At 72.0% G+C, this 15542-nt stretch carries 13 protein-coding genes; 2 read left to right on the top strand and 11 right to left on the bottom strand.

Annotation, left to right across the window (positions count from 1 at the left end):
* Positions 1-175 precede the first annotated feature (175 nt).
* From C4J65_RS16840 to C4J65_RS16880, 9 genes are all read right to left on the bottom strand, one after another.
* Entirely contained in the window at positions 176-1018 is an 843-nt protein-coding gene (locus C4J65_RS16840; protein WP_115743148.1) for an HAD family hydrolase, read from the bottom strand.
* Positions 1015-2292, bottom strand: coding sequence for a serine--tRNA ligase (gene serS, locus C4J65_RS16845; RefSeq protein ID WP_115743149.1), 1278 nt, complete (start codon positions 2290-2292; stop codon positions 1015-1017). The genes C4J65_RS16840 and serS overlap by 4 nt, the downstream gene beginning before the upstream one ends.
* A gap of 540 nt (positions 2293-2832) precedes the next feature.
* Positions 2833-3765: a prephenate dehydratase gene (gene pheA, locus C4J65_RS16850; RefSeq protein ID WP_115743150.1), complete on the bottom strand. Its 933-nt coding sequence runs from the start codon at positions 3763-3765 to the stop codon at positions 2833-2835.
* 80 nt (positions 3766-3845) lie between these two features.
* The gene (gene efeB / locus C4J65_RS16855; RefSeq protein ID WP_115743151.1) at positions 3846-5183 is read right to left on the bottom strand and encodes an iron uptake transporter deferrochelatase/peroxidase subunit; all 1338 of its coding nucleotides are present in this window, start codon (positions 5181-5183) and stop codon (positions 3846-3848) included.
* A gap of 8 nt (positions 5184-5191) precedes the next feature.
* A complete protein-coding gene (locus C4J65_RS16860) occupies positions 5192-7228 on the bottom strand; it encodes a copper resistance protein CopC (protein WP_115743152.1) in 2037 nt (678 codons plus the stop codon).
* A gap of 13 nt (positions 7229-7241) precedes the next feature.
* Complete coding sequence (locus tag C4J65_RS16865; RefSeq protein WP_205351024.1) at positions 7242-7739, bottom strand: copper chaperone PCu(A)C; 498 nt, start codon at positions 7737-7739, stop codon at positions 7242-7244.
* A 92-nt stretch (positions 7740-7831) separates the two neighbouring features.
* Positions 7832-8482, bottom strand: coding sequence for an SCO family protein (locus C4J65_RS16870; RefSeq protein WP_115743154.1), 651 nt, complete (start codon positions 8480-8482; stop codon positions 7832-7834).
* A gap of 133 nt (positions 8483-8615) precedes the next feature.
* Positions 8616-9377, bottom strand: a complete 762-nt coding sequence (locus tag C4J65_RS16875; RefSeq protein ID WP_115743155.1) for a YcnI family protein — start codon at positions 9375-9377, stop codon at positions 8616-8618.
* Positions 9378-9504: 127 nt separating this feature from the next.
* On the bottom strand, positions 9505-10353 hold the full coding sequence (locus tag C4J65_RS16880; RefSeq protein WP_115743156.1) for a hypothetical protein: 849 nt from the start codon (positions 10351-10353) through the stop codon (positions 9505-9507).
* A 241-nt stretch (positions 10354-10594) separates the two neighbouring features.
* Here C4J65_RS16880 and C4J65_RS16890 point away from each other — a divergent pair, with 241 nt between their 5' ends.
* Positions 10595-11059: an ATP-binding protein gene (locus C4J65_RS16890; protein ID WP_115743158.1), complete on the top strand. Its 465-nt coding sequence runs from the start codon at positions 10595-10597 to the stop codon at positions 11057-11059.
* A 69-nt stretch (positions 11060-11128) separates the two neighbouring features.
* On the opposite strand, the gene C4J65_RS16895 is transcribed toward C4J65_RS16890, so the two are convergent.
* Positions 11129-12613: an aminopeptidase P family protein gene (locus C4J65_RS16895; protein ID WP_115746490.1), complete on the bottom strand. Its 1485-nt coding sequence runs from the start codon at positions 12611-12613 to the stop codon at positions 11129-11131.
* A 155-nt stretch (positions 12614-12768) separates the two neighbouring features.
* A complete protein-coding gene (locus C4J65_RS16900) occupies positions 12769-14202 on the bottom strand; it encodes a PP2C family protein-serine/threonine phosphatase (protein ID WP_115743159.1) in 1434 nt (477 codons plus the stop codon).
* Positions 14203-14861: 659 nt separating this feature from the next.
* Here C4J65_RS16900 and C4J65_RS16905 point away from each other — a divergent pair.
* The gene (locus tag C4J65_RS16905; protein WP_115743160.1) at positions 14862-15527 is read left to right on the top strand and encodes a bifunctional DNA primase/polymerase; all 666 of its coding nucleotides are present in this window, start codon (positions 14862-14864) and stop codon (positions 15525-15527) included.
* The last annotated feature ends 15 nt before the right edge of the window (positions 15528-15542 follow it).

Consider the following 15542-nt stretch of genomic DNA (forward strand, 5'->3'; position numbering starts at 1 on the left):
GCGCCCGGCTTCCCGCGGCGGCACTGTGGGGGATGCACGAGGACGGACGGTGCCGACGCAACGGGAGGCCGCTTCGAGCACGCGGGTCACCCCGCGTGGGCCGACCGACGGGGACGTCGGCGCCGTCCGGACCGTGTGCCGGGGCCACGCCGAGGGGCCGGGCGCCGCGTCGGTATCAGGCCGACAGACGCTCCAGCACCACCGCGATGCCGTCCTCGTCGTTGGAGGACGTCACCTCGTCGGCCACCGCCTTCAGCTCCTCGTGGGCGTTGGCCATCGCGACACCCCGCGCCGCCCAGCCGAACATCGGGACGTCGTTGGGCATGTCGCCGAAGGCGATCGTGTCCGCCGCCTTCAGACCGAGCCGCCGTGCCGCCAGCGACAGACCTGTCGCCTTGGACAGACCCAGAGGCAACAGCTCGACCACGCCCGCCCCGGCCATGACGACCGTGACGAAGCCACCCGCGGCGCGGCGGGCGGTCTCGGCCAGCTCGTCGTCCGACAGGGTCGGATGCTGGATGTAGATCTTGTTCAACGGCGCCGACCACAGGTCCGAGGCGTCCGTGAACGGCACGGCCGGCAGGTCGCCCCCGACCGCGTAGCCCGGGCCGACCAGCACGTCGCCCTCCAGACCGTCCCGGCTCGCCGCCAGATACAGCGGACCGGTCTCCGCCTCGATCTTGGCCAGCGCCACCCCGGCCAGCTGCCGGTCCAGGGTCACGGAGGTCAGCAGCCGGTGCTCCCCGGCGTGGTAGACCTGCGCGCCCTGACCGCAGACGGCCAGCCCCTCGTAGCCGAGGTCGTCCAGGATGTGCCGGGTCCACGGCACCGCCCGCCCGGTGACCACGATGTGGGCCGCGCCCGCCGCGGTGGCCGTGGCGAGTGCGTCGCGGGTGCGCTGCGAGACGGTGTCGTCGCCGCGCAGCAGCGTGCCGTCGAGGTCGGTCGCGATCAGCCGGTAGGGGAAGCCCCCGCCGGTGCCGGTGCCGGGGACCGCGGCGGTGCCGGTGTCAGTCACTTGGCCACCGGCTCCAGGACCTCCCGGCCGCCCAGGTACGGGCGCAGCACCTCGGGAACGCGGACCGAGCCGTCGGCCTGCTGGTGGTTCTCCAGGATCGCCACGATGGTGCGCGGAACGGCGCACAGCGTGCCGTTGAGCGTGGCCAGCGGGCGCACCTTCTTGCCCTCGCGGACGCGGATCGACAGCCGACGGGACTGGAACTCGGTGCAGTCCGAGGTCGAGGTCAGCTCGCGGTACTTGCCCTGGGTCGGGATCCACGCCTCGCAGTCGTACTTGCGCGCGGCCGAGGAGCCCAGGTCGGCCGAGGCCACGTCGATCACCCGGAACGGCAGCTCCAGCGACGTCAGCCACTGCTTCTCCCAGTCCAGCAGGCGCTGGTGCTCGGCCTGCGAGTCCTCGGGGAGGACGTAGGAGAACATCTCGACCTTGTCGAACTGGTGCACGCGGAAGATGCCCCGGGTGTCCTTGCCGTGCGAGCCCGCCTCGCGGCGGAAGCAGGGCGAGAAGCCGGCGTAGCGCAGCGGCAGGCGGTCGCCGTCCAGGATCTCGTCCATGTGGTACGCGGCGAGTGGCACCTCGGACGTGCCGACCAGGTACAGGTCGTCCTTGTCGAGGTGGTAGACGTCCTGGGCGGCCTGGCCGAGGAAGCCGGTGCCGGCCATCGACTGCGGGCGCACCAGTGCCGGGGTCAGCATCGGCGTGAAGCCGGCCGCCGTGGCCTGCGCGATCGCCGCGTTGACCAGCGCCAGCTCCAGGAGGGCGCCCACGCCGGTCAGGAAGTAGAAGCGCGAGCCGGAGACCTTGGCGCCGCGCTCCACGTCGATGGCGCCGAGCAGCTGGCCCAGCTCCAGGTGGTCCTTGGGCTCGAAGCCCTCGGCGGTGAAGTCGCGGTGCGTGCCGTGCGTCTCCAGCGTGACGAAGTCCTCCTCGCCGCCGACGGGTACGTCGGGGTGGACCAGGTTGCCGAGCCGCTGGAGCAGTTCCTGGGTCTCGGCGTCGGCCGCGTCGCGCGCGGCGTCGGCGGCCTTGACGTCGGTCTTGAGCTGCTCGGCCCGCTTGAGCAGCTCGGCCTTCTCGTCTCCGGTGGCCTTGCCGATCAGCTTGCCGAGGCCCTTCTGCTCGGCACGCAGCTCGTCGAAACGGACGCCGGACGACCTGCGCCGTTCGTCGGCGGACAGGAGGGAGTCGACGAGCGCGACGTCCTCTCCACGGGCGCGCTGCGAGGCGCGCACACGGTCGGGGTCCTCACGGAGCAGGCGAAGGTCAATCACGTGGTCAAGGCTACCGGTGCGTGGTGTCGGCTCTCGACCCACTATTGCCGTACGCGGGCCGCACGTCCCCTCCCACGGTCAATGAAGCGTTGCGGAATCCCCGGAACGAGGCGCCGCACGGGCGTCGGGTTGACCGGATTCCCTTGTGGAGAACGGGACTTGGAGTGTGACTGTCCACAGGAATCCACAGTCGGGAAAAGTTATCCACAGGCTGTGCGAAAGATCTGTGGATGCACGGAAGAGATCCTTCCTCATTCCTGGAGGCGGGCTGCCCAAACCCTCCAGGGCCCCACTTTCGAGTGGAAACGGGGCACCCGGTGTCACTCCGGAGGATGGGCGGCAAGAAACAGGTGGACGAAGGGTGACCTGGACCCCTGTGGGCGAAGCGGGGGACTGCAGGCGGATATGTCGACTGAATACCACTTCGTTGTCGACTTGTCCCCAGGTCGAGAAGCGGACCTGTGGATAACTTCTGTGGACAACGAAAATCGGCAGATACGCCCGACGCCGGCACCCGACGTCAGCGGAGGGGCCCGACGGTCAGAACCGGCCGTCCTGGCAGCGTGCCACCCAGTCCGCCGCCGCCACGAACGCCTCGTCGGAGGTGCCCGGTCGCAGTGCGTCCACATCCGCGGGCGTGACCTCCGCACGCGGGTACGACCCCAGGTAGCGCACCTGGAGGCAGGTGCGCTTCAGGCCCATCAACGCGTCCGCCACCCGCCGGTCGGAGATGTGTCCCTCGGCGTCGATGCAGAAGCAGTAGTTGCCGATACCGGCACCGGTGGGCCGGGACTGGAGCAGCATCAGGTTGATGCCCCGGGTGGCGAACTCGCCGAGCAGATCGCGCAGGCCGCCGGGGTGGTCGTCGCGCTGCCAGAGCACGACGGACGTCTTGTCCGCCCCGGTCGGTGCCGCGGGCCGGGCAGGCCGCCCCACCAGCACGAAGCGCGTCTGGGCGTTCTCCGCGTCGTGGATGTCGGCCTCCAGCACCTCCAGGCCGTAGCGCTCCGCGGCGAACTCACCGGCGAAGGCGGCGTCGTACCGCCCCTCCTGCACCAGACGGGCACCGTCCGCGTTGGAGGCGGCCGACTCCCAGGCGACGTCCGGGAGGTGCGCCTTGATCCAGTTGCGGACCTGGGGCTGGGCGGCCGGGTGGGCGGTGACCGTCTTGATGTCCGACAGCTTGGTGCCGGGGCGGGCCAGCAGGGCGAAGGTGATGGACAGCAGCACCTCGCGGTAGATCATCAGCGGCTGGCCCGCGACCAGCTCGTCCAGGGTGGTGGTGATGCCGCCCTCGACGGAGTTCTCGATCGGCACGAACGCGGCCTCGGCCTCGCCGGTGCGCACCGCGTCGAGCGCGGACTGCACGGAGACGTACGGGACCAGTTCCCGGGTCGCCGTTTCCGGGAGAGTGCGCAGGGCGACTTCGGTGAAGGTGCCTTCAGGGCCGAGATACGCGTAACTGGCTGGCATGTCCTCACCCTAATGGGCCCTGGGACACCCGGCTCACGCGTCTCGCACAAGCCCCTCCGCGGGGTGACGGACCCCCGGATTCACCCCTCCAGCAGCGGCTGGCCCACGTACTCTCCCTCCGACGCCCCGCCCGGCACCGCGAACAGGCCGCTCGCCTCGTGCCGGATGAACTTCGACAGCGCGTCGCCCCGGTCCAGCTTGCGCTGCACGGGCACGAAGCCCCGCAGTGGATCGGCCTGCCAGCAGATGAAGAGCAGGCCGGCGTCCGGGACGCCGTCGGTGTCGAAGCCGTCGTGGTACGAGAAGGGCCGGCGGACCATCGCCGCGCCGCCGTTCTGGTCGGGGCGGGTGATCCGGGCGTGGGCGTTGATCGGAACGACGAGCTCTCCGGACGCGTCGGTCTTCTCCAGGTCCATCTCCGTCGTCTCGGTGGCCCCGCCCCCTCCGGACAGCGGTGCCCCGTCGGACTTGCGGCGCCCGATGACGTCCTCCTGGTCCTTCAGCGACAGCTTTTCCCAGTCGTCGAGGAGCATGCGGATGCGGCGTACGACGACGTAGGAGCCGTTCGCCATCCAGGCAGGCACGCCGTTCCCGGACTCGGGCTCCTCGGGGACGAAGATCCGCCGGTCGAAGTCGGTCTCGCCGGGCTTCGGGTTGCGGGTGCCGTCGACCTGGCCCATGAGGTTGCGGGCGGTCATCGGGTGGGCGGTGGCGCCGGGGGAACGGTTGAAGCCGTTCATCTGCCAGCGGACGCGGGCGGCCGCCCCGGCATCCCGCTGGATCGCGCGCAGCGCGTGGAAGGCCACCAGCGCGTCATCGGCGCCGATCTGCACCCACAGGTCGCCGTTGCTGCGGTTCTTGTCGAGATGGTCGGAGGAGAAGTCGGGGAGCGGGTCGAGCGCGACCGGGCGCTGCTTCTCCAGGCCGGTCCGGCCGAAGAAGCTGTGCCCGAACCCGAAGGTGACGGTCAGCGAGGAGGGTCCGGCGTCCCGGGCCACGTCCGTGTCACGGCTTCCGGCGGGCTCGCCCGCCATCAGCCGCCGGGCGGTGTCGGACCAGCGGCGCAGCAGCGCGGCGGCCTCCTTGCGGCCGGCGCCCGCCGCGAGGTCGAAGGCGACGAGGTGCCCGCACGCCTGCATGGGGGTGGTGATGCCGGGCTGATGTTTCCCGTGAAACATCGCCCGCTCGCTGCCGAGCGAGGTGAGGGGGGTGGCGGCGGAGGAGGGTGCGGCGGCGTAGCCCGCGGCGGCGCCCGCCGCGCCGAGGACGAGCCCGGTGGCACCGGCGGTGCCGATCAGCCGCCGGCGGGAGATGCCCTCGGGGGCGGTGGCGGCCCCGGCGTTCTCGGAGTCGAGTGCTCCGGGCGTCCCACGAGTCGCCTCGGGGTCTCGGGCCTGCGGAATGGACTGGTCAGCCATGGTGCGGTTCAGCCGATCTGCGTGTTCTTGGAGATGGTGACCTGGTCGATGTCGGAGGTCCGCACGGTGACGGCGACTTCCCAGTCTCCGGCCATCGGGATCTGTACTCCGCTCGCCGACCAGTGGCCGGTGGTGATGTGGTCGGGGGCGACGGGCAGCGGCCCGATGTCCTTGGCCTTCTGGGTGAGGGCCACCTTCACCTCGGGAATGTCGAAGGCGGTGCCGTCGGGGCGCTCGACGTAGAGGTGCATGTCGTTGGCGCCGACCCGGGCGGGGTCGAGTTCGACCCGTACCACTCCCTTGCCGTTCTGGCTGCCGGTGTCGAAGGGTATGTCCAGCGTCACCGCGCCGGTGGAGGGCGCGGAGGCGGCCGCGGAGGACCCGGCGGCGGCCTTGGCCTCCTCCTCGGTGCGGCCCGGCTCGGTCTGCGTGAGGACGGTGGTGACCACGAGCAGGACGACGGCGACACCCGCCTCGGCGAGTACGGAGCGGCGCAGTCCGAAGCGGTGCGGATCGGCGTCCCGCTGCCGCTTCTGCCGGGCCGCGTCCACGGCCGCGCGCTGCCGCGCGAGCTGAGCGGCGCGCTGGGAGCCGCCGGAGCCCTTCGCGGTGCCGGACGTCTTCGTGGTGCCGGAGCCCTTCGTGGTGCCGGACGTCTTTTCCGCGACCTTCGCGTTCCCGGACGTCTTGGCGGACGCGTTCCCGGACGTCTTCGTGAGCGCCTTCGCGGTCGCCTTGCCGGTCGCCTTTCCGGACGCTTTCCCGGCCCTTTTCTCCGCGCGCCGTGCAGCCGACGAAGCCCCGATGACGGCGGGTGCCGCCGCCAGCTGTGCCGTCCACCGCCGCGAGAAGTAGGCGACGCCGACGAGCACGGCGACGAGTCCGATCTTCACCAGGAGCAGCTGTCCGTACCGGGTGTCCGTGAAGGCCGTCCAGGAGCCGAGCTGGCGCCAGGACTGGTAGGTGCCGGTCACCACCAGCGCGATCACGCTGCCGAAGGCGATGCGCGAGAACCGGCGTACGGCGAGGGCGGGCACCGGTGTGTCCGCCGGGCCGCGGTACAGGGCGACGAGCAGCGCGGTGAGTCCGCCGAGCCAGGTGGCGACGGCGATGAGGTGGACCACGTCGACGGGCATGGCGAGCCCGGCCTGGAGGCCGACGGAGGCGTGTTCGGACATCGCCCAGGTCGCGGCGAGGCCCGCCGCCACGACGCTCCCGCCGACCGCGAGCCCGAAGGTGAGGTCCCGCTTCTCCTCGTCCTCGCGTTTGTCGTACGCGCCGAAGAGCACGGCGATGAACAGCGCGGCCGCCGCGAGCAGCAGCAGCCGGGAGACCAGCGCGGCGCCGGACTTGGTCTGCAGCACCTCGCCGAGCAGGTTGAGGTCGAAGACGTCGGCGAACTTCCCGGAACCGGTGTACGAGCCGCGCAGCAGAAGGAGCAGGAGGGTGGCGGCGGTCAGCGCGAGCCACCCGGAGACGACGACCCGCTGCAGGACGCGCACCCCGGAGCCGCGCGGCCAGCAGGCGAGGACGAAGGCGGCGCCGCCCACCAGCACGGCGAACCCGGTGTACGACACGTACCGTCCGACGCCGTACAGCCCGCCGACGAATCCGCCGCCGGCCGACTGCCCGGAGACGGCGACCGAGGTCTCGGAGGGGGCGCCGACGGAGAAGGTGTAGGCGCCGGCGACCGGGTGGCTGTCGGCGGAGACGACCTGGTAGGTCACGGTGTACGTGCCGTCGGGCAGCCCGGCGTGCAGTTTCACGGAGTACGTGGTGCCGCCCGTGCCGGACGGCTTGCCGTCGTCGACGCGCTTGCCCTTGGGGTCGAGGACGCGCAGTGAGTCGTCGTCCATGGAGACCGACTCGGAGAAGGTGAGCGACACCTGGGCCGGAGCCCTGTCGACCACCGCCCCCTCCCGGGGGTCGCTGCCGGTCAGCGCGGCGTGCGCGGAGGCCGGTCCGGCGCCGGCCAGCAGCGCGCAGGCCGCCGCCAGGAGCAGCAGCACCAGGGTCCGGAGGCGCGGGGCGATGGTCTGCGTCAAGGTGGTCCCTCCCTCAGTGTCCGGAGTCTTCGGAGTGCCCGGAGTGTCCGGTGGTGGGCTGGTAGGTGGCCGCCTTCACGGGCAGCTTGACCGTGACGGGGTCGGAGTGGGCGAAGTGCAGTTCGACGGTGACGGACTGTCCCTGCTTCGGCTGTTGCTTCAGCTTCTCGAACATCAGGTGGTTTCCGCCGCTCTTGAACACGAGTTGACCGTGCGCGGGGACCTCGAGGCGGTCGACCTCCGTCATGGTCCCGTCGACGGTCTCGTGCACGGTGACCTCGCCGGCCTCGCTGGTGACGGAGGTCAGTTCGTCGGCCGACCCGCCCTCGTTGGTGATCGTGAGGAATCCGGCCGCCATCGAGTCGGAGACCGGCTGCGGTATGTAGGCGGCGTCGACCGAGAGTTCGGCACCGGAGGCCGCGGAATCGGAGTCGGAGTCCGAGCCGCCGCACCCCGCGAGTGCCAGGGCGCCGATCACCGCGACGGCGGCGAGGGCGTGGCGTCGCCCCACGGGGCCCCCCGGGAACCGCCTCACGGGGCTTCCCGCGAACCGCTTCACGGGGCCTCCCGCGATCCGCCTCACGGGGCTTCCCGCCGGCCGCCTCACGGGTTCTCCCCCTTGATGAGCTTGGGGAGGTCCTTGGTGTAGTCGTCGACCGTGGCGTCCTCGCCGTACAGGACGTAGCCCGCGTCGGACTTCGGGGAGAAGGCGACGACCTGGGTGCCGTGGGTCGAGACGATCTTGCCGTCCTTGTCCTTGGTCGGCGGGTCGATCGAGATGCCGAGTGTGCGGGCGCCGGCCTGGATGGTGTCGAATTCGCCGGTGAGGCCGACGATCTGCGGGTCGATGCCCTTGAGCCACTTGCCGAGCGCGGCCGGGGTGTCGCGCTCCGGGTCGGTGCTGACGAACACGACGCGGAGTTTGTCCTGCTCCGCCTGGGCGAGCTGCTTCTTGGCCACGGCGATGTTGTTCATGGTCAGCGGGCAGACGTCGGGGCAGTGGGTGTAGCCGAAGTAGATCAGGGTGGGCTTGCCGGCGGTCTGCTCGCGGAGGTCGTACTTCTTGCCCCGGGTGTCGGTGAGGACCAGGTCGGGCTTCTCGAAGGGCTTGTCGAGGACGGTGGCGGCCTGCTGGCTGTTGTCCTCGGAGACCACGGTCACGGGCTTGTCGCTGTCGGCACCGCTGCCGCACGCGGACAGCGTCAGCGAGGCGGCGGCGAGCAGGGCGGCCGTGGCGAACGTCTTCTTGCGCATAGAAAAATGTCCCAGATGTGAGGTGCACCGGTGCGCGCCGGGGTCCGCCGGAGGACCGGCGGACGGTGTCCGGCGCGCACCGGACGAGATGATGCGCCGACGCGGTCACGCCGACGCACCGGCACGGGTGCTGTTACGCCGCCGCGCCGGAGTTGCGCCGACGGCCGGCCAGCACGCCGTACGCGACGCCCGCGGCACCGACGACGATGCCGACGATGCCGAGGACCCGGGCGGTGGTGTCACTGCCGTCGCCGGAGCCGGAGTCCGACGAGGAGGCGTCGGCGGCGGTGTTCTGTGCGGCCGCCCCGGTGTCGTCGGCCTTGGCGTCCGAGGCACCCGACGCGCCGTGGGCGTCGTCCTCGGCGGCGGAGAGCTTGAGCACGGGTGCCGGGGTGTCGGGCTCGTCCTGGCCCTCCTGCGGCACCTCGATCCAGCGCACGACCTCCTTGTTGGAGTACGTCTGGATCGCCTTGAACACCAGCTGGTCGGCGTCCTCGGGCAGCGCGCCGATGGAGACCGGGAACTTCTGGAAGTAACCCGGCTCGACACCCTTGCCGTCGGCGGTCCAGGTCACCTTGGTGACGACCTCGGTGATCTGCTTGCCGTGCGCCTCCAGCGGCTTGGCCGGCTTGGCCCTGGTGACGTCGGCCTTCCAGCCGGGGACCGGCTGCGGCATGACGGACGCCAGCGGGTGGTCGGTGGGGAAGCTGACCTCCAGCTTGGTGGTGGAGGCGTTGTCGCGCTCGTTGGGGACCTTGAAGTCGACGACCGCGTAGCCGCCCTTGGCGGCCGCGCCCTCCGGCTGCACGCTGACGTGCGCGAAGGCGGGGGCGGACAGGGCGAGGACGGCGATGCCGGACACGGCGCCGGCGGCGGCGATACGGGAAGCCTTCATGGACGGAGTACTCCGCTTCGTGGGGACACCGGTGCTGGCCCGGTGCCGAGTGACGGGAGGAATGCGCGCACGCGCGCGTGCCGCACGACGGCGGCCTCTCCCGGAGCGGGACGGTGGTCGCGTCGTGTCAGGCGGCGAGGGCGAACGCGTCACTCGGCGGGCCGCGCCTGATGACGGTGTGCTGGAGCGCGGTGGTACGGGGCCGGGGCGGCATCCACGGGCCGGGGCGCGGCGGGCGCGGACCCGTACCGGGGGCGCCGGCCAGCCCGGCGTGCAGGGCGCGCACCAGGGAGAGCGCCGCGCGCAGGGCGCGGACGAAGGCCGCTTCGGCCATGGACTGGGCCGAGTGCGCCGACAGTTCGACGAGCCGGGCCACGGCCAGGTCCCCGCGCCGCAGCAGCCAGCCGGCGGCCAGGGCCGCGAGGACGTGCCCGAGCAGCATCGGCAGGGACGGCAGCAGGGAGGCGGAGGCACCCGCGGTGGACAGGGCGTCGGCGGAATGGTGCGCCGCACCCGTGGGGACGTCCGGCGCGATCCGCGCGTCGGTGAGGATCCGCTGTGCCTGGGTCGGGCTGATCGCCGCCGCGGTGGTCCCGCAGACCAGGCGTGCGGCCTGCTGGACCAGGGAGGCGTCGGACAGCGCACCCGCCCCGCCGCCGGAAGCGGCGGCCGTACCGGAGGCCGTGGCCGCGGCGGTGCCGTGCTGGCCGAGGCCGAACAGGGTGTGCAGCGCGGTCTGTCCGACGGTGAGCAGTACCGCGATGCCGGGCAGCGAGCGCCGGCGGCCGGCGAGCGGCGCGGCGACCAGGACCACCCCGAGGAACCCCGCGCCCAGCGACCACAGGGGAACGGTGGCGCAGGAGGCGAGGGTGTGCCCCGCCGCGGCCAGCACGACGCAGACCGCGGCGAACACCGCGGCCCGCAGGATCCGGAGATCGTTCCCGGAGCGCGCCGTTGGCGGGTGGGGGGCAGTCATGGCGGGCTCATCATCGCACTCACGGCCCGCACGCCGTACGGCAGGTCCACAAGATGCCGTACGACCGGAACGCGGGGACAGGCACCGAAGGTCACGTTCTGTTCCGGGCCGCCCCGCATACACCGGTCGGCGGCGGCGACGCATCCGCCAGACGAGCGGTGTCACGGGTGCGGCGTGCTTACGCCACGCCGTGAGGGGCAATACGTATCGGTATGTCGAGCCGCGGCCGGGAGGCTGGAGCATGAGCATCTGGTGGTCACTCCATTTGCGGCGCGAGGCTGCGAGCGTGCCCCTGGCCCGCCGCCTGCTGATCGGCACCATGGAGACCGCGGGCGTCGACCCCGACATCTCCTTCGACCTCTCCGTCGCGCTGAGCGAGGCCTGCGCGAACGCCGTCGAGCACGGCGGGGACGACGGGTCCGGCGGCCCGGGCGAGGCGTACCGCGTCACGGCCTACCTGGACGGCGAGCGGTGCCGGATCGAGGTCGCCGACACGGGCCCCGGTTTTCCCGCCCCCGCTCCGGGCGGGCCGCACGGTGTGATCCGCCCGGCGGCCCCGGAGGCGGAGAGCGGTCGCGGCCTGTGTCTCATCCGGGAGCTGGCCGACCACGTCCACATCGGCAGTGCGCCGGGGCGGGCCGGTGCCGTCGTGAGCTTCGACAAGGTCCTCAAGTGGCGCGAGAACGCCCCGCTGGTGGCGGTGTGACGGCAGGGTCCGGACACGCCGACGGCCGGGCACCCGCGTGGTGCCCGGCCGTCGAACGGCAGGTGCGGGTCAGCCCTTCAGCGCGGCCATCCACTCCTCGACCTCGTCCGACCGGCGCGGCAGCCCGGCGGACAGGTTCCGGTTGCCGTCGGCGGTGACGAGGATGTCGTCCTCGATGCGCACACCGATGCCCCGGTACCCCTCGGGCACGGTCAGGTCGTCGGCCTGGAAGTACAGGCCCGGCTCGACGGTGAGCACCATGCCGGGCTCCAGCGTGCCGTCGACGTACGACTCGACGCGCGCGGCGGCGCAGTCGTGGACGTCCATGCCGAGCATGTGGCCGGTGCCGTGCAGCGTCCAGCGGCGCTGCAGGCCCAGCTCCAGCACGCGCTCGACGGGGCCCTCGACCAGGCCCCACTCGACGAGCCGCTCGGCCAGCACGCGCTGGGACGCGTCGTGGAAGTCGCGGTACTTGGCGCCCGGCTTCACTGCCGCGATGCCGGCCTCCTGGGCGTCGTACACGGCGTCGTAGATCTTCTTCTGCAGCTCGCTGTAGGTGCCGTTGACCGGCAGCGTGCGGGTGACGTCGGCGGTGTAGTAGGTGTGCGTCTCCACGCCCGCGTCGAGCAGCAGCAGGTCGCCGGAGCGGACCGGGCCGTCGTTGCGGACCCAGTGCAGGGTGCAGGCGTGCGGGCCCGCGGCGCAGATGGAGCCGTAGCCGACGTCGTTGCCTTCCACGCGCGCGCGGAGGAAGAAGGTTCCTTCGATGTAGCGCTCGCTGGTCGCCTCGGCCCTGTCGAGGACCTTCACGACGTCCTCGAAGCCGCGCACGGTGGAGTCGACGGCTTTCTGCAGCTCGCCGATCTCGAACTCGTCCTTGACGATGCGGGCCTCGGAGAGGAAGACGCGCAGTTCCTCGTCGCGCTCGGCGGTGACCTTGTCGGTCAGGGCCGCCTCGATCCCGGCGTCGTAGCCGCGCACGACGCGCACGGGGCCGGTGGCCTCGCGCAGGCTGTCGGCCAGTTCGCGGACGTCGGAGGCGGGGATGCCGTACAGCGTCCCGGCCTCGGTGAGGGAGTGGCGGCGGCCGACCCACAGCTCGCCCTGTCCGTTCAGCCAGAACTCGCCGTTCTCGCGGTCCGAGCGCGGCAGCAGGTAGATCGTCGCGGTGTGGCCGTCGCCGCGGGGCTCCAGGACCAGGACGCCGTCCTCGGTCTGGTTGCCGGTCAGGTACGCGTACTCGACCGAGGCGCGGAAGGAGTACTCCGTGTCGTTGGAGCGGGTCTTCAGGTTGCCCGCGGGGATCACCAGGCGCTCGCCGGGGAAGCGGGCGGACAGGGCGGCACGGCGGGCGGCGGTCTCGGCGGCCTGGGCGATCGGCTCCAGGTCGTGCAGCTCCGTGTCGGCCCAGCCGGACTTCATGTTCTCGGCCAGCTCGTCGGACACGCCCGGGTACAGGCCGTTCTTGCGCTGCTTGATCGGCTCTTCGGACTCGTCCGGGGTCTCCGGGTTCTCCGGGTTCTCCGAGATCTCCGGGGTGAGCTCATCCGCCACGGTCATCCTCCTAGTACGGCACTGGACCACCCCCATCGTACGGTCGTACGGAAGGGGGCCCAGGGCCGAAGGGCCTGTTACACGGAGGCGCTACCGTCCGCTGTCCGGTACGGAGCGGGTGTATGTGTCCGATATTCGGCCACTGCCGGAATCCGTTATTCGAATCTGACCGCCAGCAGGACGACGTCCTCCTCGGAGTCCGTCTCCGCCTTCCCGTCGGGCAGCACCGTGCGCAGCACGTGCTCGACGACCGCGTCCGCGTCCTGCCGAGCGGCCCGGGGGACGCCGGCCGCCGCGGCGTGCAGCCGGGCGAAGGCGCGGTCGGCCGGGTCGCCGGTGCGGTGCAGCAGTCCGTCGGTGTAGAGCAGAACCGTCTCTCCGGGTTCGGCCTCGAGCTCCACGCTGGGCGCCTCCCAGCAGGCGAGCATGCCGAGCGGCGCGGAGAGGGAGGTCTCGACGAACTCGGTGCGCCGCTGACCGATCAGGAGGGGCGGGCTGTGCCCGGCGCCGGCCAGGGTGATCCGGCGCAGCGCGGGCTCGCAGTAGCCGAACAGCGCGGTGGCCGAGCGGGCCGGCTCGGTGAGCCGCAGCAGCAGCTCCAGGTCGGACAGGACGGCGACCGGGTCCTCGCCCTCCATCACGGCGTACGCCCGCAGCGAGGCGCGCAGCCGCCCCATCGCCGCGACCGCGCTCGGTCCCGACCCGGTGACGGAGCCGACGGAGAGGCCGAGGGCCGCGTCCGGCAGCGGCAGCGCGTCGTACCAGTCGCCCCCGCCGAGCGGGCCGGTGCGGTGCCGGGCGGCGAGCTGCACGCCGGGCACCCGGGGCAGCCGGGAGGGCAGCAGCTCCTCGGCCATGGTCGCCATGGACGTGCGGGTGCGCTCGATCTCCAGGAGGTGTGCCAGGTGCGGGGCGGCGTAGCGGGCGTACAGGCCGGCCAGGTGACGCTGCCGTTCTGCCGGTTCGGCGGGCTCGTCGTAGAGCCAGACGGCGGCGCCGAGGCGCGCGGTGCCCTCGGCGGACAGCGGGATCGCGTAGCTGGCGGCGTAGCCGAGGCGGGCGGCGACCTCGCGGTGGCGGGGGTCGAGGGTCTTCTCGGCGAGCAGGTCGGGTTCGGCGATGCCGTCCTCGTCGAGGGGCGGTCCGTCCAGAATCCGCCCGTGGGGCAGGGCACTTCGGGGCACGGTCTCGATGTGGCCGAGATCGGCGCGGGCGAGTCCGAGACCGACGGTGGTGTCGGGGCCGAGTCCATCGGCCGGTTCCAGTGCGACGAGCCCGCGACGGGCGCCGACCAGGGCGGCTCCGGCGCGCAGCACTTCCTGGAGGCCGTCGGCGAGGGTGCCCGTGCGGACCAGGCGTTCGGTCAGTTCGTGCAGGGTCGTGAGGTCCGAGACCCAGCCGGCGAGCCGGTCCTGGAGCAGGGCCCCGGGGGCACAAGGGGTGCCCGAGGCGTCCGTGACGGCCGCGGCGTCCGCCGTGTGGGACTCGGCAGCCGGGGAGGTGTCCGCGGCGGCGGGCGCGACAGTGTGTGCGGGGGACGGAACCGTTGAATCGATTCCGGCCACTTTCGCAGGGTGCGGGGCGTTCATGGCGTCCGGCCTTCCGACCGGCGCTTACTGCTCAAAAGCATCGCAAACCCCCATGTCATTCTGCGCCGCCAGCAGTGTCTCCACATGTACACGCACTCGTAAGGGGATGTCCAGCATTGTCCTGCCGGGATTCCTGGTGTCCATGGGGTGTGAGCGGCCTCCTTCTCGACCCCTTGCGGAAAAGCGAAATTGGCTTGAAACTGCCCCAGAGGACGCCTTGTTGCGGTCGACTGGGGGTGCTTCACGGAGCGTCACAGCGGTCGCGATGGGTACGTACTCGGAGAAAGCCGGGGGTGGTTGGGGGCCACCTGGAACCCGGCGACGGACCCGGGCGTCCTATCCACCGACGACCGTGCCCCATCCTCCCGTGGCGGAGGCGAAGAGAAATACGCGCGACGGCAAAACGCCAGACTTCGCCACCCCCGCGCCACGCCCCTGCTTTTGCCAGACGCAGTGGCCGGTACCGTCACGGACGAAGTCAGTGCTCGACCGTGTTCGACCCACAGGGGTTTCCCTTGCCCTTGGCGGAGGTGTTCCTCGTGGGAACACCCCTCGGCAGGGGTGTGATGCGCCACCAGCAACGCACAGCGAAGTGATCGACACATGGTGTGAAGTGACCACGGTGTTGCCAGGCGTGCAACGGAAAGGAACGAGCGCTCATGCGCGAGATCCTCGGAAGGCGACGCAGGCTCCTGTCCCAGCACGACGACGGGCAGCCTGAGCTGATCGGCGCGGCCCTGACCTACGCGACACAATGGCAGTGGCCCGTACTCCCGGGCGCGGCGGCGGACCCGCGGTCGCGGTCGCGCTGCGGCTGCCCCGACCCCGAGTGCACGGTGCCGGGCGCGCATCCCTTCGACCCCGGTCTCCTCGCGGCGACCACCAATGCGCGCATGGTGCGCTGGTGGTGGACCAACCGGCCGGCCGCGCCGATCGTCCTGGCCACCGGGGGCAGCGCCCCGTGTGCCGTCTCCCTGCCCGCCCTGCCGGCCGCCCACGCCCTCGCCGCGCTCGACCGCGACGGGCTGCGGCTCGGCCCGGTCGTCGCCTCGCCCACGCGCTGGTCGCTGCTGGTCAGGCCGTACTCCATGGAGCAGTTGGGAGAGCTGCTCTACGCCAAGGACTTCGTCCCCGGCTCCCTGCGCTTCCACGGTGAGGGCGGCTACCTCGCGCTGCCCCCGTCCGAGACCGGCAGCGGCGCCGTCCGCTGGGAGCGGGCGCCGCTGCCCGGCTCCGCCTCGCCCTGGGTGCCCGACGTGGAGGCCGTGGTGGACGCGGTGGTCGACGCCCTCACTCGTACGGGTGTGAGCGCGCCCGAGTTGTAGGGGTGTCCGGCGCGC

Source organism: Streptomyces sp. CB09001 (assembly GCF_003369795.1).
In the GTDB taxonomy this organism is placed as follows: domain Bacteria; phylum Actinomycetota; class Actinomycetes; order Streptomycetales; family Streptomycetaceae; genus Streptomyces.

Bases quoted from the DNA above. Each gene is read 5' to 3' on its own strand.
- pheA (WP_115743150.1), bottom strand. From the start codon at position 3,765: ATGCCAGCCAGTTACGCGTATCTCGGCCCTGAAGGCACCTTCACCGAA.
- efeB (WP_115743151.1), bottom strand. From the start codon at position 5,183: ATGGCTGACCAGTCCATTCCGCAGGCCCGAGACCCCGAGGCGACTCGT.
- C4J65_RS16870 (WP_115743154.1), bottom strand. From the start codon at position 8,482: ATGCGCAAGAAGACGTTCGCCACGGCCGCCCTGCTCGCCGCCGCCTCG.
- C4J65_RS16875 (WP_115743155.1), bottom strand. From the start codon at position 9,377: ATGAAGGCTTCCCGTATCGCCGCCGCCGGCGCCGTGTCCGGCATCGCC.
- C4J65_RS16880 (WP_115743156.1), bottom strand. From the start codon at position 10,353: ATGACTGCCCCCCACCCGCCAACGGCGCGCTCCGGGAACGATCTCCGG.
- C4J65_RS16890 (WP_115743158.1), top strand. From the start codon at position 10,595: ATGAGCATCTGGTGGTCACTCCATTTGCGGCGCGAGGCTGCGAGCGTG.
- C4J65_RS16900 (WP_115743159.1), bottom strand. From the start codon at position 14,202: ATGAACGCCCCGCACCCTGCGAAAGTGGCCGGAATCGATTCAACGGTT.
- C4J65_RS16905 (WP_115743160.1), top strand. From the start codon at position 14,862: ATGCGCGAGATCCTCGGAAGGCGACGCAGGCTCCTGTCCCAGCACGAC.